The sequence below is a fragment of the Shigella sonnei genome (genome assembly GCF_002950395.1).
Taxonomy (GTDB): Bacteria; Pseudomonadota; Gammaproteobacteria; order Enterobacterales; family Enterobacteriaceae; genus ECMA0423.
Genome location: NZ_CP026802.1, coordinates 2,222,886 through 2,239,998, shown reverse-complemented (window position 1 = coordinate 2,239,998; position 17,113 = coordinate 2,222,886). Strand labels below are relative to the sequence as shown.

The following is a 17,113-nucleotide window of genomic DNA, read 5'->3' as shown; positions in this document are numbered from 1 at the left end:
AATAATGAGCAGAAAAACCCAACGTTACTCTAAAGAGTTCAAAGCCGAAGCTGTCAGAACGGTTCTTGAAAATCAACTTTCGATCAGTGAAGGCGCTTCCCGATTATCTCTTCCTGAAGGCACTTTAGGACAATGGGTTACCGCCGCCAGAAAAGGGCTCGGTACTCCTGGTTCCCGCACGGTGGCTGAACTGGAATCTGAAATTCTGCAACTGCGTAAGGCGTTAAATGAAGCTCGCCTTGAGCGAGATATATTAAAAAAAGCAACAGCGTATTTTGCACAGGAGTCGCTGAAAAATACGCGTTAATCGAACAATGGCGACAACAATTTCCCATTGAAGCGATGTGTCAGGTATTTGGTGTATCCAGGAGCGGTTATTACAACTGGGTACAGCATGAACCCTCAGACAGAAAACAAAGTGATGAGCGGCTAAAACTGGAGATTAAGGTGGCACATATCCGCACTCGCGAAACATATGGAACCCGGCGGCTCCAGACGGAGCTGGCAGAGAATGGCATCATCGTTGGTCGTGACCGACTGGCACGTCTTCGTAAGGAGCTAAGGCTACGCTGTAAGCAGAAACGCAAGTTCAGAGCGACTACGAACTCGAACCACAATCTGCCAGTTGCGCCAAATCTGCTGAACCAGACGTTCGCTCCTACAGCACCAAATCAGGTCTGGGTGGCGGACCTGACGTATGTTGCCACACAGGAGGGATGGTTGTACCTCGCTGGCATCAAAGATGTTTATACGTGCGAAATTGTCGGCTACGCCATGGGAGAGCGCATGACAAAAGAGCTGACAGGTAAAGCCCTGTTTATGGCGCTCAGGAGCCAGCGCCCACCTGCCGGGCTAATCCACCACTCTGATCGAGGTTCACAGTACTGCGCATACGATTACCGGGTCATACAGGAGCAGTCTGGTCTGAAAACATCAATGTCGCGTAAAGGTAACTGTTACGACAACGCTCCGATGGAAAGCTTCTGGGGAACGCTGAAAAATGAGAGCCTGAGCCACTATCGTTTTAATAACCGGGATGAAGCCATCTCAGTAATACGGGAATACATTGAGATTTTCTACAATCGTCAGCGTCGTCACTCTCGTCTGGGGAATATCTCCCCGGCAGCCTTCAGGGAAAAATATCATCAGATGGCTGCTTAAAAAAAGAACAAATGGTAGTGTCCGCTATTGCCAGTACACCTCAAACCATTCGTTCTGGACGTCTGCTATTTTCCTGATTAACAGATACTCGTCAATTAACAGTCGACTGCGCTTCACTTCAGTTCTGAATGGCCTGGTTGCAGAAGCTGGATCTTCTTCGGCAAGACCAGAAGCTATAGCTGTTTTAAAAATGTCTGATAAAAGCGCCCTGTACTGGTTAGCAATAGCAAATTTACTCCCAGCTGCTCTGATTTCAAGAAAGCTGTACACCTCCCTTATGCCTATATTTTTAACCGGAACACCACCAAAGTATTCACTTATGATTTTCAACCTCTGGTTGTGTCTTTTCATGGTGTTTGTGCTTAATTGTCTACGCTCTATTTCATTTCTGAAATTTAATATCAGCTCGCAGAATAATGTTACGCTATTACCTTTTATTCTATCCAGTAAGCTTATATGTTGCGTGGATAATAATTCCATATTTGCCGCAATAGCCTCATTAACTGCAATTCTTTTGTCTCTTCCGATTCCAAACTCCCTTCCTGAACGTGGGTCACGATAACTATAATATCCACCTCGATTGTAAAGATTGGGTGGTAGATCACGTGTGTTTGAGTTTCTTCTTCGTCCGGCCATTTCTGATTCTCTGCAAAAGCCCGCCAGTCGTTTGAGGTGTAATTTTTTTTGCTGACTCATGAAATAAATATTCACGCCCATCCTTTATCGGTGGTGGAAAAATCTTACATTCTCGCACCCAGCGGCGAACCGTTTCTGGGCTTCGTGGACGTAACTGACGGGCGTTCCATTCTTTGAGTGTCAAATACATGTCATATTCCTGTAATATGACCGCCAGTAAATATACAAAATACTGGCGGGCGTGGTTGATTTTTAATAATCAGCTATGAAGTTCTAATTTTGATATAATGCAACTCACGAGGACAGAAGTTTCTCGCAATTAAAATTTATCAGTTTTACTTTCTGCTCTCTGGAAACGCCTGCTTCTTTTTTCCCTGAGAGCATTTTTTCGCATTCTGATTTCGTTAGTTTAGATTTTGAATATCTTGTCCAGCTGGCAGGAGAACCACCTTCCTTTTCAATAGTGGCTGTAATTTTATACATGAACACCTCCATTAATATTTTCAAAAACCGTGTCCAAAATGCACTTGGTTTTACACCGGAATATTCTCATCGTATCCTGCTTGTTGCGTTTCGTTTTGTGTTTGTGGATCCGGGAATGCATATTCAACGCCTTCCAGTTCAATCCATAGTGCATTACGACCAGCTTTGATTGTCGGCCAGTCCATACCTTTGATTCTTTCCCATGAGCGGGAGGTGAATGTTTTTTCCAGCAAATCAGCTTTTGCGCGTTTGGCGTCGTTACTGGTGCCCCCATGGTGCTTGTTGAGCAACTCGATAATTTCATCAAGTGCGATTTCTTTTGCACGCTTTTCTTTTAGCCATGTCGGTGTACCGTCGTTGGCAAATAATTCACTGTTATCCCGTGAGGTATCGATGCCGAGGTGTTCACCTCCCAGGTTAAGAAACTCGATATGAGGAAGAAAGTTTTTAAATGTTGGGTTTGAAAATACCTGTCCATCAATACGGGTGGAGCGATCTTTTAGTATTCTGGCGGTGCGCCACACCTGACCGGTTTCTATGTTCATTTGCTTCTCCATCTGGATCAGGATGGAGGGTTCATAACCGGTTTCTGTTTCTGCTTTCATTTTTATACCGGTTTTTGCCAACTGGCGTTTGCCATCATCACCTTCGAAAAAGTCATACTCATATCCTGCACGCCCGCACATAATAATGTGCGCCTGACTGTTAACAAATCGATCGGTAAAGCGTCGCCACTCCTGTTTGAGCCACGCCCAGTCTGAAAATTCCAGTCCTCGTTTACGGTTTCGGCGTCTGGCATACTCGTCGCATAATCCGGTCCAGAAGTGACTGATGGAGTCGATGATCATTACGGAACCGCTGCTTTCCGCTTCATTAATGGCTTCAAGCAGATCAACAAACGAGCGGGTTTTTGCCGTAAATAATTCGATATTTTCCGCATCAAAGCGGGGTTTAACCCAGTCAGAGCCTGTTTCTGTGTCCAGAAACATTACCGGGCGGTTACCAGCTTCAATTCCCCGTTGCCGCATAAGCATTACCAGACCAATAGCCAGTTCGCTTGCTGTGTAGGTTTTGCCGTCGCCAGCAAACCCCATAATTCCTGCTTTTAGATAGGCCTGTGTGTTTATTGCTCGTTGAAAAAGCGCCATAGATTTTAGTCCTCCAAATCAATATCAACCTGGTGGTGGGCAATGGTTTCAGCCATGTACCGGATGTGTTCTGCCATGCGCTCCTGAAACTCAACATCATCATCAAATGCGTGGCTGATTGCCTGTTTATTGGCACCGTGGCGTTGCAAATGGTCGATGCAGAGCGATTCAAACAGGTGCTGAGGCAGACCTTTTTCCAGGTCGTCCGCCAGTTCCGTTTCTTTTTCTTCACGAACGATCTGCTGGTAGTGACGAGCCCATGCCATTTCTTCAATACGATCAAAAATCGGGTAAGCGCTCATCACTGGTCACTCCAAAATTTTCAAGCTTGTTGGCAATCATCATTGCGATGTCAGGGATTGCAGGCGCATAGGCTATGCACGCAGGATTCGCACATAAACCGTAAACCGCCGCAATCAACACCTGTTTTTTCCAGTTGAGTTCATCTTCGCCAGTTTCATTATTGCTATCATTATGCTGATCGCTGCCAGCGTTCTCCGGTAACAAATCATCAGCTTTTTCCGTTTTCTTCGGCTCTTCTTCCTGTGCTTCATCTGGTTTTTTTTCGTCAAAAGTTTCCTGATAAGTTGCGTCTCCCATCACCGCGCCACAGTCAGGGCAGTTATCCTCGCCAGTCTGATTGCAGGGTGTTCCCTCCTCCGGTTCGCTGTTCTGGTGCTGTTTATCTTCAGTCTGTCGCACTTCATTTTCCGTTTTTTTGACTTCATTTGAGGAGATATGATGACCGGGAATCCATTTCGAATCATTCGGGTCGCTAATCCCTGAGGTAGCCTGAGTTTAACGGACACTCCTTCCTGAAATAGAATGGCATCAGAAGGAGCTAATAATGAGCAGAAAAACCCAACGTTACTCTAAAGAGTTCAAAGCCGAAGCTGTCAGAACGGTTCCTGAAAATCAACTTTCGATCAGTGAAGGCGCTTCCCGATTATCTCTTCCTGAAGGCACTTTAGGACAATGGGTTACCGCCGCCAGAAAAGGGCTCGGTACTCCTGGTTCCCGCACGGTGGCTGAACTGGAATCTGAAATTCTGCAACTGCGTAAGGCGTTAAATGAAGCTCGCCTTGAGCGAGATATATTAAAAAAAGCAACAGCGTATTTTGCACAGGAGTCGCTGAAAAATACGCGTTAATCGAACAATGGCGACAACAATTTCCCATTGAAGCGATGTGTCAGGTATTTGGTGTATCCAGGAGCGGTTATTACAACTGGGTACAGCATGAACCCTCAGACAGAAAACAAAGTGATGAGCGGCTAAAACTGGAGATTAAGGTGGCACATATCCGCACTCGCGAAACATATGGAACCCGGCGGCTCCAGACGGAGCTGGCAGAGAATGGCATCATCGTTGGTCGTGACCGACTGGCACGTCTTCGTAAGGAGCTAAGGCTACGCTGTAAGCAGAAACGCAAGTTCAGAGCGACTACGAACTCGAACCACAATCTGCCAGTTGCGCCAAATCTGCTGAACCAGACGTTCGCTCCTACAGCACCAAATCAGGTCTGGGTGGCGGACCTGACGTATGTTGCCACACAGGAGGGATGGTTGTACCTCGCTGGCATCAAAGATGTTTATACGTGCGAAATTGTCGGCTACGCCATGGGAGAGCGCATGACAAAAGAGCTGACAGGTAAAGCCCTGTTTATGGCGCTCAGGAGCCAGCGCCCACCTGCCGGGCTAATCCACCACTCTGATCGAGGTTCACAGTACTGCGCATACGATTACCGGGTCATACAGGAGCAGTCTGGTCTGAAAACATCAATGTCGCGTAAAGGTAACTGTTACGACAACGCTCCGATGGAAAGCTTCTGGGGAACGCTGAAAAATGAGAGCCTGAGCCACTATCGTTTTAATAACCGGGATGAAGCCATCTCAGTAATACGGGAATACATTGAGATTTTCTACAATCGTCAGCGTCGTCACTCTCGTCTGGGGAATATCTCCCCGGCAGCCTTCAGGGAAAAATATCATCAGATGGCTGCTTAAAAAAAGAACAAATGGTAGTGTCCGCTATTGCCAGTACACCTCAAAAGTAATTGTTCCACAGTCATATTTTTAATTGCGCCCCGGTTAACAAGAGTCCATCCCTGTTTTTCCAGATAAAACCGGAAAGTCTCCAGGGGACAGACCAGTGCGCCATCAGGAACGGTTTCGGTGAATTCGACATTGCCGAATTTGTCGAAGTGAACAACCAGAGTGCGACCATCACCCGGAATCATCTTGTCAGCAGGTGGGGTGTTATTCTGGCGCAGTTCGGCCTCCATGCGGTCGAACTCAGCAATGTATGCCTCTTTGAATGCGGCGGCTTTTTTGCCCGTGAAGCCCATCACCAGGAAAACGAAGCCGTTTTTGGTGATTTGGTACATTGGGAGTTTGCGCCCGGTTGAGTCGGTGTATTCGCTCGACACAAAATTGTGCTCAGTGAATTTTGCTGAACAGTCCAGATTGCGAATTTTATCCAACATTTAACGCCTTACGCAGTTGCAGAATTTCAGATTCCAGTTCAGCCACCGTGCGGGAACCAGGAGTACCGAGCCCTTTTCTGGCGGCGGTAACCCATTGTCCTAAAGTGCCTTCAGGAAGAGATAATCGGGAAGCGCCTTCACTGATCGAAAGTTGATTTTCAAGAACCGTTCTGACAGCTTCGGCTTTGAACTCTTTAGAGTAACGTTGGGTTTTTCTGCTCATTATTAGCTCCTTCTGATGCCATTCTATTTCAGGAAGGAGTGTCCGTTAAACTCAGGCTACCTCAGTCTCGTTCATTTTACTCACCTGAATGTCTTCCCAACCAACGACGTGCGCCAGCTTCGGTTTTAAACGTTTTGCTTTTGGTATACGTCATGGCGGTGAATGTGCCGTCCTGGTTGGGGAACACGCCGTACACCAGAGATTCGTTGTTGCCAAGATCGATAGTATTCATGTTGACCCCATTTCCCCTTAACGCCGGGGTAGCGGAACTGTTTGCTGAGAACACCGTGCGGTGTCTTGATGAATGAAATTTAGAATAACCTAAGGTGGGCGGTCAAGATTTTTGTGTAGAAAAACCTAAGTTTTTTGATGTAAAAAACACAAGTGTTTGAAAGTTTGTGCTTTTTATTACAGGGTGTGGAGAAAAAAGGGGATTATTTGTTTGCGCTTCTTTTGCGAGCTTTGAGTAGTTCTTCAAAAAGTTTGTTGAAATTTTCAACTCGAGCACGCATCTCTGACAACAGGGCCTTTTGCTCTGACTCAGGCAGTGCGTCGAACAGTTGAAGTAACTCTTTTTGATCTTCTGTCAGAATGGCTGGCTGATTATCCGGGATCGGTTCGCCTGGTTGTTTATCTTCATCCCCAAAAAGAAGCCAAGTCGGTGAGCACTGAAGCGCTTGGCTCAGTGCGAATAATCTTTTCCCCGCCGGCTGTGTTTCATCTCTTTCCCATTGAGAAATTGTTACGTGAGCCACTTTGACCAGCTTACCTAATGCGGCCTGAGACAGTTTTAATTTTTTACGCCTATGTAAGAGGCGAGCACCGAAGGTTTCGTTTTTCATATTAGGGAATTCTAATTTTTCTTGACTTAGGTTTCTCTACAATCTAGTTTCCTTAGGAAAATCTAAGGAGCTCGATATGTTGAAAATTGATGCTATAGCGTTTTTTGGCAGCAAAACAAAGCTTGCCAATGCCGCAGGAGTTAGGCTGGCAAGCATTGCTGCATGGGGGGAACTGGTTCCTGAAGGTCGCGCGATGCGCCTGCAAGAGGCATCTGGCGGGGAACTTCAGTACGACCCCAAAGTTTATGACGAATATCGTAAGGCAAAACGACCTTGGAAGGTGATTCATGAAAATCAGGCATGAGCACATCGAATCAGTGCTGTTGCCCTGGCAGCCGAAAAAGGGCAGGCGTGGGTCGCTAACGCAATTACTGAAGAATATCTGCGGCAGGGGGGCGGCGAATTGTCTCTGGTACCAGGCAAGGACTGGAACAATCAGCAGAATATCTATCACCGTTGGTTGAAAGGTGAAACGAAAGCGCAAAGGGAAAAAATTCAGAAACTGATCCCTGCGGTTCTGGCAATTCTTCCGCGTGAGCTGCGTCACCGACTCTGTATCTTCGATACCCTGGAACGCCGTGCATTACTGGCGGCGCAGGAAGCGTTGAGTACGGCAATTGATGCGCATGATGATGCTGTCCAGGCCGTTTACCGGAAAGCACATTTCAGCGGTGGTGGGTCGCCCGGCGATTCTGTCGTAGTGCATTGATTGAAATTAATCGTGCCGGATTGTTTTGTTCGGTATCAGTTAAATGTAACGCTGCGAGCGTTACAAGGTGAAAACAAATGGCTTCAAACTGGATAAAGCTCGAGGTTATTACGCCGGATAAGCCGGAAATATTCAGGCTTGCTGAGATTCTGAATATTGATCCAGATGCCGCATTAGGGAAGGTTATTCGCTTCTGGGCATGGGCGGATCAACAAATGATAGACGGTAATGCAGATTGTAACGCTCGCGGCGTTACAAAAAGTGCAATAGATCGCATCACTTTTATGTCTGGTTTTGCTGATGCGTTAATTCAGGTTGGATGGCTGGTCGAAAATGACGGTGGGCTTTCTCTACCTAACTTTGAACGTCATAACGGAAAAAGCTCTAAAAAAAAACGGGCGGTTACAAACGAGCGAGTAACAAAAATACGCGAACTGAAACGAAAAGGTAACGCTGCCAGCGTTACACAAACGGATCAAAAAGCGTTACCAGAGGAAGAGGAAGAGGAAGAGGAAGAGGAAGAGGAAGATCTAAATACTGATCTCCCCCTCGCCAAAAACGAGCGTCTAAAAAATTCGAGCCGGAGGCTATTGAGCTGCCCGATTGGTTGCCGGAAACACTCTGGCATGAGTGGGTCCGGTTCAGACAGGCATTGCGAAAACCGATTCGAACGGAGCAGGGCGCTAACGGGGCGATACGGGAACTGGAAAAATTCCGTCAGCAGGGTTTTACACCTGAGCAGGTGATTCGACACAGCATCGCCAATGAATACCAGGGCCTGTTCGCGCCGAAAGGTGTTCGGCCTGAGACGTTGCTCCGACAGGTTAACACCGTCTCGTTGCCGGACAGTGCGATCCCGCCAGGCTTCAGGGGGTAACGGACCATGAAAAATATTGCGACAGGCGGCGTTCTGGAACGCATCCGCCGACTGACCCCGCCACATGTAACCGCCCCATTCAGAACGGTAGCGGAGTGGCGCGAGTGGCAACTTGCTGAAGGCCAGAAACGTAGCGAGGAGATCAACCGCCTGAATCGCCAGTTGCGGGTGGAAAAAATTCTGAATCGCTCAGGCATCCAGCCGTTGCACCGTAAATGCTCGTTTGCGAATTACCAGGTGCAGAACGACGGCCAGCGATACGCGTTAAGCCAGGCGAAATCCATCGCCGATGAACTGATGACCGGGTGTACAAATTTTGCGTTCAGCGGAAAACTTGGTACCGGGAAGAATCACTTAGCGGCAGCTATCGGGAATCGCCTGCTGAAAGACGGTCAGACAGTGATTGTGGTTACCGTGGCTGATGTTATGAGCGCCCTGCACGCCAGCTATGACGACGGGCAGTCAGGCGAAAAATTTTTGCGGGAGCTGTGCGAAGTGGATCTGCTGGTTCTTGATGAAATTGGCATTCAGCGCGAGACGAAAAACGAGCAGGTGGTGCTGCACCAGATTGTTGAGCGCCGGACAGCGTCGATGCGCAGCGTGGGGATGCTGACAAACCTGAACTATGAGGTGATGAAAACATTGCTCGGCGAGCGGGTGATGGATCGCATGGTCATGAACGGCGGGCGCTGGGTGAATTTTAACTGGGAGAGCTGGCGTCCGAATGTTAGCCATTCGAGGGTTGTTAAGTAGTTTCAGGAGGATTTATGGCGAAACCTTTTACTCCCGAACAGCGGGAAGAACTGAAGACGCGAATTGTGGAACTCGTGCATCAGGACGGTCGGGTCACGATTCGGCAGTTGTCAGATGAAACAGGTATCAGTCGTGCGTCTGTCGGTCGCTTATGCATAGAACTGGTCGCAAGTGGTGATGTATATAATTCTGGCTACGGCTTATTCCCGTCTGAACAGGCTCGCAAGGACTGGCAAAGCGCCCGCAAAAAACTCTCGAGAGTAAAGGTGAGGAAACCGGTTGTTGTTGATCCGGACCTTATCTGGTCATTACCTGACGGAGAAATACGCCGCTACGACAGGCGCCTGAATATAATCTGTCGCGAGTGCCGGAAGAGCGAAGCTATGCAGCGTGTACTGGCTTTCTATCAGGGTAATTTTCAGGAGGCGATACTGTGAATGAAATTAGCTATCAGGCTTCAATTACCGCTGGCATTCGCATCAAAGGAGAGGAGCATGGAAATAAAACCAGAAGATGAGTTAAGCAATATCGTTTTATTTCCGGTAAAAGAGGATGACCCTCGTAATCAGGTTAATTTTCTTTATGAGCCATCGGAAAGACCATATTGCCATCACGCCTCTGTACGGGTTGACGAAAAAGAGCGTCAGGTCCGCTGTAAAATCTGCGGTGCGGTTGTGGAGCCGTTTGACTGGATGCTCTCTGTGGCAAAAAGAGAAACCAGACTGGCAGATGATGTAAGGCTATTGCGCCAGGAGGAACAGGAAAGGCGGAGAAATATAGAAAAGCTGATACAGATTGAGCGTAACGCGAAAGCGCGGATACGCAGGGCGACAAAATCCAGAACTGAATAATTAAATTTAGCACTGTTAAAAATTTAATCCTTAACCGGAGGGATTTCTGCACCCTCAAATCATCAGGAGACCACCCGAAAGGGCGGGGAGCAGTCACACATCTGTTTCCGATAGCCCCGTTCTAATGCTACACTCTTTGATATTTTTATGACCCCAATAAACATATTTATGACAGTTGCTGATTTCAAACGGCCCAAATTGGAGCTCCCAAACGGGGCAAACAAACTACTACTGCACTCTTGCTGTGCTCCATGTTCCGGTGAGGTGATGGAGGCGCTTCAGGCCTCGGGAATCGACTACACCATCTTTTTCTACAACCCGAACATTCATCCTCAGAAAGAGTATTTAATTCGTAAGGATGAGAATATTCGCTTTGCTGAACAACACGGCGTGCCGTTTATTGATGCTGATTACGACACAGACAACTGGTTTGAACGAGCCAAAGGAATGGAATGGGAGCCCGAACGAGGGATCCGTTGCACCATGTGTTTTGACATGCGTTTTGAGCGGACAGCGCTGTACGCCGCTGAAAATGGTTTCAGTGTGATCAGCAGTTCACTGGGCATTTCACGCTGGAAAAATATGCAGCAGGTTAACGACTGTGGGCGGCGAGCCGTCGCGCATTATCCGGGCATGGTGTACTGGGATTATAACTGGCGCAAGCAGGGCGGCTCGTCCCGTATGATTGAAATCAGCAAGCGCGAAAAATTCTATCAGCAGGAATATTGTGGCTGTGTGTATTCTCTGCGCGATACCAATCTACACCGCAAATCTCAGGGACGCCCTCTTATCAAAATTGGTCAACTCCACTACGGTAAAGAAGAGAAGGAGTGATTTTATGGGGCACCTTTCTGATTGATTTCATATTGGCGAGGTAAGTAGAATGACTGCGGGTGCTTGAGGCTATCTGCTTCAGGCATGAACACCAAAAGGCAGATAGAGAAAAGCCCCAGTTAACATTACGCGTCCGGCAAGACGCTTAACATTAATCTGAGGCCAATTTCATGCTTTGCACATGTAGGTTAGCCTCTTACATGCCGAAAGGCAAGGAGAAGCAGGCTATGAAGCAGCAAAAGGCGATGTTAATCGCCCTGATCGTCATCTGTTTAACCGTCATAGTGACGGCACTGGTAACGAGGAAAGACCTCTGTGAGGTACGAATCCGAACCGGCCAGACGGAGGTCGCTGTCTTCGTAGACTACGAATCCAGGAAGTAAGAGTGACCGGGCGGGGAGCTGATCCCATCCCCGCCCACCTCTGATGTGTCAGGCATCCTCAACGCACCCGCACTTAACCCGCCCATCGCTGTGATCTCTCAGCGTTTCGGCGGGTTTTTTGTTGTTTATTTCCGGTGAATTTGATTCGCGCACCTTCGCAGATAGAATCGACTCACTTAAGTAGCGCGCAGGGAGAAGAGGGATGGACCCCGAACAGGGGAGAGCTATTTATCTGGAAGGATTCTGAAGATGAAAATCGAAGAATTGCGTGAAATTTTTAGTGAAAATGGCCTCTATGCTGTGCGCGTTGAGAATGGAGCGATTGTCAGCCATTGCCGCATTAGATGTTTGCAATCTCAACAAAGGAAGAGCGGTGCTGTGTTATTTTATTTTTGTAATGGACTTCTGACGGACGGTTTTATTTTGCGTGAGGACGAATTTGTCACATCATTACGGGTTTTGAAAGAGATTGGTTTTAAGGCTGGTTTTCTGCTTTTGCTGAAGAATAAACTCATCTACAATCTTGAGCAGGATTGAACTCCTGCTGTGTAACACCGTGCCACCGGAGAAAGCCGATGGCACATATACAACTGGTCAAACAAACCTCTTCCGGATTACTTCTCCCGGCGACGCCGGAGAGTTGCGATTTTCTGCATCAAATCAAAATAGGTGAGTGGATACACGCAGACTTTAAGCGTGTGTGTAACTACGCATTCCACAAGCGTTTTTTCAAACTCCTGCAACTGGGTTTCGATTACTGGACTCCGGTCGGTGGGGCGATCACGCCTCGCGAACGAAAACTGGTGTCCGGTTTCGTTGATTACCTGTGTGAATCAGTAGGCCGGGAACATACGCCAGCTCTGAGCGAAGCCGCAGAGCAATATCTGAATACAGTTGCGACACGCAGAACCAGTGATACGGCATTGCTAAAGTCGTTTGAGGCTTTCCGCGAGTGGGTAGCCATTCAGGCCGGATTTTACACCGAGCATTTTTATCCGGACGGTAGCCGTGGGTGTCGGGCGAAATCTATCGCGTTTGCGAATATGGACGAAACCGAGTTTCAGCAGGTTTATAAATCTGTTCTGAATGTGCTGTGGAACTGGATTCTGTTCCGTAAATTTTCCTCTCCGGAACAAGTCGAAAATGTGGCCGCGCAGCTGCTGGAGTTTGCGTAATGGTGGATTTACGTAAAGCGGCGCGGGGGCAGATGTGCACCGTCAGAATTCCTGGCTACTGCAATCACGATCCGGAAACGTCTGTGCTGGCGCATTACCGACTGGCGGGAACGTGCGGAACAGCGATAAAGCCACACGATATGCAGGCAGCGATTGCCTGTAGCTCGTGCCACGATTTAATCGACGGGCGGGTAAAAACCAGCGATTACACCAAAGAAGAATTACGCCTGATGCATGCAGAAGGTGTTTTTCGCACACAAGAAATCTGGAGAAAGGAGGGATATTTATGATTTACCCAACGAATACAGGAAAAAGCGGAGAACACCTTCGTCTCACCACGCTGGAAAGTGTCTGGATTCAGGGAAAACTACGTATGTGGGGGCGCTGGTCGTATATTGGTGGCGGTAAGACGGGGAATATGTTTAACCTGATGTTGACCTCTAAAAAGCTGACAAAAACGGCAATTAACGAGGCGCTCCGGAGGATGAAAAAAGCAGGTCTGAACAAGTCTGAACTTGAGGCTTTTTTGCGGGATATGATTAACGGTAAGCAAAAGAGCTGGCTGGCGCATTGTACTGATGCAGAGGCGTTATGTATTGATCGGGTCATAAGTGAGGTGCTGGCAGAGCATCCAGGATTGATTAGCGTCCTTCGGCAACGGTATGAGGGGCGGGGGATGACCAAACGCAAAATGGCTGAACTGCTGAATGATGCACACCCGAAATGGAGTTTAAGAACCTGTGAAAGACGCATTGAGCATTGGCTAAAGGTGGCAGAATTTATTTTGTACAAACCAATGGTTATGGCTTTTGGTATAGAGAAAAAAGTTATTGCTTTTTGACGTAAAAACTGCTTCAATTCTTGTACGCTTCGCAAAGCTGTACCGCGAGGCGAATAGCAGACATGGACATTTGAAAGAGCCCGCTTTATGCGGGTTTTTTTATACCTGAAAAACGGCACAGGACGTTAAACGTGCTGGTGGTCAGATGAGTTTGCAGATGTGATGACATATGGTTATTATTCTGCCTCCGGCCCTTTAGCTCAGTTGGTCAGAGCGAGCGACTCATAATCGCCAGGTCGCTGGTTCAAGTCCAGCAAGGGTGAAGTAGTCAACAAAAACTGGCCACCGAGTTAGAGTTTTTCCAGTATCGATTTTCCGATTCGTTTGGGGGTAACCCACCGTTATATTCGTGCGGTCTTAGTGCGCTGTAATATCCAACGATATAGTCCGTTATGGCGTGAGCTGCCTCGCTGAAGCTTACGTAACCCACCACCGGCATCCATTCGTTCTTCAGACTCCTGAAGAAGCGTTCCATTGGGCTGTTATCCCAGCAGTTTCCGCGCCGGCTCATACTCTGTCTGATCTGGTATCGCCACAATAACTGCCGGAACTGCCTGCTCGTATAATGACTGCCCTGATCGCTGTGGAACATCACCCCGCCGGGCTTACCACGGGTTTCCCATGCCATTTCCAGCGCTTTCATGGTGAGCCTGCTGTCCGGCGAGAACGACATGGCCCAGCCCACTGGTTTTCTTGCGAACAGGTCGAGAACAACGGCGAGGTACGCCCAGCGCTTACCCGTCCAGATATAGGTCACATCACCGCACCACACCTGATTTGGCTCGGTCACGGCGAACTGCCTTTCAAGGTAGTTAGGGATAGCAACATGTTCATGACCACCACGTTTATACCGGTGAGTCGGCTGCTGACAGCTGACCAGCCCCAGCTCTTTCATGAGCCTGCCAGCAAGCCAGCGTCCCATCTGGTAGCCTCTCCGGGTTGCCATTGTGGCGATGCTTCTTGCTCCGGCCGAACCGTGGCTGATGCCATGTAGCTCAAGTACCTGACTGCGTAATACAGCCCGTCTGCCGTCTGGTTTTTCAGGACGGTTTTTCCAGTATCTGTAGCTGCTGCGATGAACCCCGAACACATGGCAGAGTGTGACCACAGGATAATGCGCTCTGAGTTTCCCGATTATCGAGAACTGTTCAGGGAGTCTGACATCAAGAGCGCGGTAGCCTTTTTTAATATTTCATTCTCCATTTCAATGCGTTGTAGCTTTTTCCTCAGCTTACGTATTTCGATTTGTTCTGGTGTTATCGGAGAGGCTTTTGGTGTTTTGCCCTGACGCTCATCACGCAGTTGTTTGACCCATCTTGTCATTGTGGAAAGGCCAACATCCATAGCTTTGGCGGCATCTGCCACCGTGTATTTCTGGTCAACAACCAGTTGAGCGGATTCGCGTTTAAACTCTGCGCTAAAATTTCTTTTTTTCATTGGAGCACCTGTGTTGTTCTGAGGTGAGCATATCACCTCTGTTCAGGTGGCCAAATTCAGTGTGCCACTTCATTGTCGGTCAGGTTACGTAGTGAACCTCTGGCAGGGGACTGATAATGCATCATTCTGGTGTTGTAAATATCTCTTCGGACAACTTACAAAATATTCTAAGCAAACCCCGGGAACACACTCTTAACTGCCTTGGCTGGCGGTTTTTTGTACAGTGCTCGGTATGTGTGAGCTGGAAATCAGATTTTGCATGGACTGGAATCATGCTGTTATTTAGGGGCGAAGAACTGGCTTTTTCTTCCGCCTTCTCACCAGTAACGATTAGAAAAATAATGAAATGCCCCCCTCCGGGGAGGAGGACCGTAGAAAAAAGGACCCGCCAGCAAAAACATTGGGGATGAACAGCTTTCGCTACTCAGATTGCTGGCGGGTAAAGTTCCTCATGAATTAAGAATGCTACGCGATCTTTTTTAATGGAAATGAAAATTATTGTCAATTAGTCGTGCGTGTTTTTTCATACAATATTGGTAAAGGTGATTCAGGCCATCAGAGTTTTGCTGATGGCCTTTTTTCTTTCCGATAGCACAGGTCTGTCGGGGGGTGCCCCTATTAAGTTGTCAAGCATGTTATGACCCCTGCGGGGTATAAAAAGTCCCGTCGCGCATCATGGCGAACAGAACGTCGCAGCGTCGTCTCGCCAGGGCGATAAGCGCCTGATTGTGTCGTTTTCCCTGACTCATTTTGCGGGTGTAGTAAGCCCTGGAGAGCGGATCCCTGAGCGCGGCGAAGGCCGACAGGAACAACGCCCGTTTGAGAGCTTTATTACCCCGTCGCGAGGGATGCTCACCGCGTATTGACGAGCCGGATCGCCGAGTTACCGGCGCAAGGCCAGCATAAGCAGCGAGATGTGCGGCAGAGGCGAAGGCGCGGCAGGCGACCTCGGTGAGGAGTCTGGCTGCGGTCCTGACACCGACTCCGGGCATACTGGTCAGGACCGGGTAAAGAGGGTGAGCAAGAACTCGCTGTTCTACCTCAAGCGCCACCTCGTCTCTTTGCTTACGCAGCGTGATGAGCTGGAGTGCCAGACGTGGCAGTACTACGGCAGCGGCATTCGTGCCGGGAACGACGACGGTTTGTTCGGCCAGTGCCTGAGCTATGTCTGCTGCAAGGCGTTTACCCAGACGAGGCGCAAGTTTGCAGAGCTGGGCTGCCAGCTTCTTCTCACCCAGCGAAGCGAGTTTTTCTGGTGAGGGATATCGCTGGAGAAGATCGAGTACCGCCGGGTGCTCAAGTCTCGGACCGAGAACGCGCTCCAGTGCCGGATGTATCTGGGTCAGAAGGCCGCGGATACGGTTGCTGGCCTGCGTTGTCTGTGCGGCAAGATCATCATCGAAGCCGCAGAGCATGGAGAGTTCGGCGATTTGCTCGTCAGCCAGTTTCAGCGTGCGTAGCGCGTGAGGCAGGGTACGGGCAGCTTCGGCAATGATGGCAGCGTCACGAGCATCAGTTTTAGCTTCACCGGCGTGTAAGTCGGCTATGCGGCGCATGGCCAGTCCAGGGAGGTATCCGACAAGGACTCCTTCTGAGCGGGCAACGGCGACAGGTAACGCACCGATGGTAGCTGGCTGATCAACAACCAGCAGTATCTGACCATGTTGTTTCAGGTCAGATATTAGCGACCTGAGTTTGTTTTCGTCGTTGGGTAATGCTTTATCGAACAGGCGTTTACCTGAACGATTAATGGCAACAGCGTGATGCGTATCTTTACCGACATCAACGCCGATAAAGACCTGGACGGATTCGTAATCGCTGGATTCGGTCATTCTGTCTCCCTTGTATATGGGTTAACCAGATAACCACGGGGAGCAGGTACCGGCATCCACGTTACAGACGGTCCCGGCAAAAGTGCCTGACCTGACCCCTATTAGCGGTTACCAGCGCCCCACCAGACCCGGTGACATCACCCCCGGATCATGGACGACTGGGGGCAGTAATCATGCCGGGTCTGGCTGGCTAACACCCCATTATAAGGGGTACGAATAAAGTAACGGGGGCGGGATATGTATCAGATGGAAAAAATATCAACAGGCATTGCCTACGGCACCTCCGCCGGCAGTGCCGGCTACTGGTTTTTGCAGTGGTTGGATCAGGTCAGTCCATCACAGTGGGCTGCGATTGGTGTGCTGGGAAGTCTGCTTCTGGGGCTTCTGACTTATCTGACGAATCTGTATTTCAAAATAAGAGAAGATAAGCGTAAGTGGATTTGCC

The 17,113-nt window shown here is 48.8% G+C and carries 22 protein-coding genes, 1 tRNA gene and 5 pseudogenes; 16 read left to right on the top strand and 12 right to left on the bottom strand.

Annotated features, from left to right (window positions below):
• The first annotated feature begins 4 nt into the window (after window positions 1-4).
• Window positions 5-1,161 (top strand): IS3-like element IS600 family transposase gene (locus tag C1P89_RS11930; RefSeq protein WP_087879964.1). Its coding sequence is split into 2 segments (ribosomal slippage): window positions 5-254 and window positions 254-1,161, totalling 1,158 coding nucleotides; the frame shifts between segments, so codons are not numbered across the junction.
• 24 nt (window positions 1,162-1,185) lie between these two features.
• Here the strand turns inward: C1P89_RS11930 and C1P89_RS11925 are convergent.
• The 6 genes from C1P89_RS11925 to C1P89_RS11900 all read right to left on the bottom strand — a co-directional run bounded on the left by C1P89_RS11925 (window position 1,186) and on the right by C1P89_RS11900 (window position 4,028).
• Entirely contained in the window at window positions 1,186-1,857 is a 672-nt protein-coding gene (locus C1P89_RS11925; protein ID WP_077636765.1) for a phage integrase Arm DNA-binding domain-containing protein, read from the bottom strand.
• On the bottom strand, window positions 1,763-1,987 hold the full coding sequence (locus C1P89_RS11920; RefSeq protein ID WP_014333987.1) for an excisionase: 225 nt from the start codon (window positions 1,985-1,987) through the stop codon (window positions 1,763-1,765). Before C1P89_RS11920 ends, C1P89_RS11925 begins: the two co-directional genes overlap by 95 nt.
• A gap of 104 nt (window positions 1,988-2,091) precedes the next feature.
• On the bottom strand, window positions 2,092-2,280 hold the full coding sequence (locus C1P89_RS11915; RefSeq protein ID WP_000276804.1) for a DUF1187 family protein: 189 nt from the start codon (window positions 2,278-2,280) through the stop codon (window positions 2,092-2,094).
• A gap of 50 nt (window positions 2,281-2,330) precedes the next feature.
• Window positions 2,331-3,428: an AAA family ATPase gene (locus C1P89_RS11910; protein WP_001173292.1), complete on the bottom strand. Its 1,098-nt coding sequence runs from the start codon at window positions 3,426-3,428 to the stop codon at window positions 2,331-2,333.
• Between the two features lie 5 nt (window positions 3,429-3,433).
• Window positions 3,434-3,730, bottom strand: coding sequence for a host-nuclease inhibitor Gam family protein (locus C1P89_RS11905; protein WP_001277359.1), 297 nt, complete (start codon window positions 3,728-3,730; stop codon window positions 3,434-3,436).
• Window positions 3,708-4,028 carry a hypothetical protein gene (locus tag C1P89_RS11900; protein ID WP_005141312.1) on the bottom strand — a complete coding sequence of 107 codons (321 nt, stop codon included), beginning with the start codon at window positions 4,026-4,028 and terminating at the stop codon, window positions 3,708-3,710. Before C1P89_RS11900 ends, C1P89_RS11905 begins: the two co-directional genes overlap by 23 nt.
• 247 nt (window positions 4,029-4,275) lie before the next feature.
• On the opposite strand from C1P89_RS11900, the gene C1P89_RS11890 reads away from it, so the two are divergent.
• Window positions 4,276-5,432, top strand: a protein-coding gene (locus tag C1P89_RS11890) for an IS3-like element IS600 family transposase (RefSeq protein ID WP_087879933.1) whose coding sequence is annotated in 2 segments (ribosomal slippage) — window positions 4,276-4,525 and window positions 4,525-5,432 — 1,158 coding nt in all. Because the reading frame shifts where the segments join, the coding sequence is not laid out codon by codon here.
• Here C1P89_RS11890 and C1P89_RS11885 read toward each other — a convergent pair.
• From C1P89_RS11885 to C1P89_RS11870, 4 genes and pseudogenes are all read right to left on the bottom strand, one after another.
• Window positions 5,429-5,902 (bottom strand): annotated as a pseudogene (locus C1P89_RS11885) (Rha family transcriptional regulator); the annotation flags it as partial. The gene C1P89_RS11890 and the pseudogene C1P89_RS11885 overlap by 4 nt on opposite strands.
• Window positions 5,903-5,909: 7 nt before the next feature.
• A pseudogene (locus C1P89_RS11880) lies at window positions 5,910-6,134 on the bottom strand (transposase); the annotation flags it as partial.
• Between the two features lie 76 nt (window positions 6,135-6,210).
• The gene (locus tag C1P89_RS11875) at window positions 6,211-6,366 is read right to left on the bottom strand and encodes a DUF1391 family protein (RefSeq protein WP_001091983.1); all 156 of its coding nucleotides are present in this window, start codon (window positions 6,364-6,366) and stop codon (window positions 6,211-6,213) included.
• 202 nt (window positions 6,367-6,568) lie between these two features.
• Window positions 6,569-6,976 carry a helix-turn-helix domain-containing protein gene (locus C1P89_RS11870; protein ID WP_000787424.1) on the bottom strand — a complete coding sequence of 136 codons (408 nt, stop codon included), beginning with the start codon at window positions 6,974-6,976 and terminating at the stop codon, window positions 6,569-6,571.
• A gap of 76 nt (window positions 6,977-7,052) precedes the next feature.
• Here C1P89_RS11870 and C1P89_RS11865 point away from each other — a divergent pair, with 76 nt between their 5' ends.
• From C1P89_RS11865 to C1P89_RS25960, 13 genes and pseudogenes are all read left to right on the top strand, one after another.
• Window positions 7,053-7,280, top strand: coding sequence for a dicB transcriptional regulator DicC (locus C1P89_RS11865; protein ID WP_000912293.1), 228 nt, complete (start codon window positions 7,053-7,055; stop codon window positions 7,278-7,280).
• Window positions 7,264-7,685 (top strand): annotated as a pseudogene (locus tag C1P89_RS11860) (toxin YdaT family protein). Before C1P89_RS11865 ends, C1P89_RS11860 begins: the two are co-directional and overlap by 17 nt.
• A gap of 77 nt (window positions 7,686-7,762) precedes the next feature.
• Window positions 7,763-8,562, top strand: a pseudogene (locus tag C1P89_RS11855) (phage replication initiator YdaU family protein).
• Window positions 8,563-8,568: 6 nt separating this feature from the next.
• On the top strand, window positions 8,569-9,315 hold the full coding sequence (locus C1P89_RS11850; protein WP_000789004.1) for an ATP-binding protein: 747 nt from the start codon (window positions 8,569-8,571) through the stop codon (window positions 9,313-9,315).
• A gap of 14 nt (window positions 9,316-9,329) precedes the next feature.
• On the top strand, window positions 9,330-9,752 hold the full coding sequence (locus C1P89_RS11845) for a DUF977 family protein (RefSeq protein WP_001118167.1): 423 nt from the start codon (window positions 9,330-9,332) through the stop codon (window positions 9,750-9,752).
• Between the two features lie 57 nt (window positions 9,753-9,809).
• Window positions 9,810-10,166: a hypothetical protein gene (locus C1P89_RS11840; protein ID WP_000403784.1), complete on the top strand. Its 357-nt coding sequence runs from the start codon at window positions 9,810-9,812 to the stop codon at window positions 10,164-10,166.
• Between the two features lie 168 nt (window positions 10,167-10,334).
• A complete protein-coding gene (locus C1P89_RS11835; RefSeq protein ID WP_012421537.1) occupies window positions 10,335-11,000 on the top strand; it encodes an epoxyqueuosine reductase QueH in 666 nt (221 codons plus the stop codon).
• Between the two features lie 227 nt (window positions 11,001-11,227).
• Window positions 11,228-11,383 (top strand): type I toxin-antitoxin system toxin HokD, encoded by a 156-nt coding sequence (gene hokD / locus C1P89_RS11830; RefSeq protein ID WP_014532198.1) that lies wholly within the window; start codon window positions 11,228-11,230, stop codon window positions 11,381-11,383.
• 249 nt (window positions 11,384-11,632) lie between these two features.
• Complete coding sequence (locus C1P89_RS11825) at window positions 11,633-11,920, top strand: hypothetical protein (protein WP_000687440.1); 288 nt, start codon at window positions 11,633-11,635, stop codon at window positions 11,918-11,920.
• A 38-nt stretch (window positions 11,921-11,958) separates the two neighbouring features.
• Window positions 11,959-12,558 carry a DUF1367 family protein gene (locus C1P89_RS11820; protein WP_000940299.1) on the top strand — a complete coding sequence of 200 codons (600 nt, stop codon included), beginning with the start codon at window positions 11,959-11,961 and terminating at the stop codon, window positions 12,556-12,558.
• Window positions 12,558-12,848, top strand: coding sequence for a DUF1364 domain-containing protein (locus tag C1P89_RS11815; RefSeq protein WP_000228029.1), 291 nt, complete (start codon window positions 12,558-12,560; stop codon window positions 12,846-12,848). Before C1P89_RS11820 ends, C1P89_RS11815 begins: the two co-directional genes overlap by 1 nt.
• Window positions 12,845-13,399 (top strand): DUF1133 family protein, encoded by a 555-nt coding sequence (locus tag C1P89_RS11810; RefSeq protein WP_000640122.1) that lies wholly within the window; start codon window positions 12,845-12,847, stop codon window positions 13,397-13,399. Before C1P89_RS11815 ends, C1P89_RS11810 begins: the two co-directional genes overlap by 4 nt.
• A gap of 189 nt (window positions 13,400-13,588) precedes the next feature.
• Window positions 13,589-13,662 (top strand) — tRNA-Ile (locus tag C1P89_RS25960).
• 5 nt (window positions 13,663-13,667) lie between these two features.
• Here C1P89_RS25960 and C1P89_RS11805 read toward each other — a convergent pair.
• Window positions 13,668-14,836 (bottom strand): IS3-like element IS911 family transposase gene (locus tag C1P89_RS11805; protein ID WP_087880099.1). Its coding sequence is split into 2 segments (ribosomal slippage): window positions 13,668-14,587 and window positions 14,587-14,836, totalling 1,170 coding nucleotides; the frame shifts between segments, so codons are not numbered across the junction.
• A gap of 635 nt (window positions 14,837-15,471) precedes the next feature.
• The gene (locus C1P89_RS11795; RefSeq protein ID WP_000140459.1) at window positions 15,472-16,668 is read right to left on the bottom strand and encodes an IS110-like element ISEc20 family transposase; all 1,197 of its coding nucleotides are present in this window, start codon (window positions 16,666-16,668) and stop codon (window positions 15,472-15,474) included.
• 237 nt (window positions 16,669-16,905) lie between these two features.
• Here C1P89_RS11795 and C1P89_RS11790 point away from each other — a divergent pair.
• Window positions 16,906-17,103, top strand: a pseudogene (locus tag C1P89_RS11790) (class II holin family protein); the annotation flags it as partial.
• Between the last annotated feature and the right edge of the window lie 10 nt (window positions 17,104-17,113).

Excerpts from the sequence above, each read along its gene's own strand:
- C1P89_RS11825 (WP_000687440.1), top strand. The coding sequence starts at position 11,633 with ATGAAAATCGAAGAATTGCGTGAAATTTTTAGTGAAAATGGCCTCTAT.
- C1P89_RS11920 (WP_014333987.1), bottom strand. The coding sequence starts at position 1,987 with ATGTATTTGACACTCAAAGAATGGAACGCCCGTCAGTTACGTCCACGA.
- C1P89_RS11845 (WP_001118167.1), top strand. The coding sequence starts at position 9,330 with ATGGCGAAACCTTTTACTCCCGAACAGCGGGAAGAACTGAAGACGCGA.
- C1P89_RS11835 (WP_012421537.1), top strand. The coding sequence starts at position 10,335 with ATGACAGTTGCTGATTTCAAACGGCCCAAATTGGAGCTCCCAAACGGG.
- C1P89_RS11840 (WP_000403784.1), top strand. The coding sequence starts at position 9,810 with ATGGAAATAAAACCAGAAGATGAGTTAAGCAATATCGTTTTATTTCCG.
- C1P89_RS11865 (WP_000912293.1), top strand. The coding sequence starts at position 7,053 with ATGTTGAAAATTGATGCTATAGCGTTTTTTGGCAGCAAAACAAAGCTT.
- hokD (WP_014532198.1), top strand. The coding sequence starts at position 11,228 with ATGAAGCAGCAAAAGGCGATGTTAATCGCCCTGATCGTCATCTGTTTA.
- C1P89_RS11910 (WP_001173292.1), bottom strand. The coding sequence starts at position 3,428 with ATGGCGCTTTTTCAACGAGCAATAAACACACAGGCCTATCTAAAAGCA.
- C1P89_RS11925 (WP_077636765.1), bottom strand. The coding sequence starts at position 1,857 with ATGAGTCAGCAAAAAAAATTACACCTCAAACGACTGGCGGGCTTTTGC.
- C1P89_RS11905 (WP_001277359.1), bottom strand. The coding sequence starts at position 3,730 with ATGAGCGCTTACCCGATTTTTGATCGTATTGAAGAAATGGCATGGGCT.
- C1P89_RS11810 (WP_000640122.1), top strand. The coding sequence starts at position 12,845 with ATGATTTACCCAACGAATACAGGAAAAAGCGGAGAACACCTTCGTCTC.
- C1P89_RS11850 (WP_000789004.1), top strand. The coding sequence starts at position 8,569 with ATGAAAAATATTGCGACAGGCGGCGTTCTGGAACGCATCCGCCGACTG.
- C1P89_RS11875 (WP_001091983.1), bottom strand. The coding sequence starts at position 6,366 with ATGAATACTATCGATCTTGGCAACAACGAATCTCTGGTGTACGGCGTG.
- C1P89_RS11795 (WP_000140459.1), bottom strand. The coding sequence starts at position 16,668 with ATGACCGAATCCAGCGATTACGAATCCGTCCAGGTCTTTATCGGCGTT.
- C1P89_RS11915 (WP_000276804.1), bottom strand. The coding sequence starts at position 2,280 with ATGTATAAAATTACAGCCACTATTGAAAAGGAAGGTGGTTCTCCTGCC.
- C1P89_RS11820 (WP_000940299.1), top strand. The coding sequence starts at position 11,959 with ATGGCACATATACAACTGGTCAAACAAACCTCTTCCGGATTACTTCTC.
- C1P89_RS11870 (WP_000787424.1), bottom strand. The coding sequence starts at position 6,976 with ATGAAAAACGAAACCTTCGGTGCTCGCCTCTTACATAGGCGTAAAAAA.
- C1P89_RS11900 (WP_005141312.1), bottom strand. The coding sequence starts at position 4,028 with ATGGGAGACGCAACTTATCAGGAAACTTTTGACGAAAAAAAACCAGAT.
- C1P89_RS11815 (WP_000228029.1), top strand. The coding sequence starts at position 12,558 with ATGGTGGATTTACGTAAAGCGGCGCGGGGGCAGATGTGCACCGTCAGA.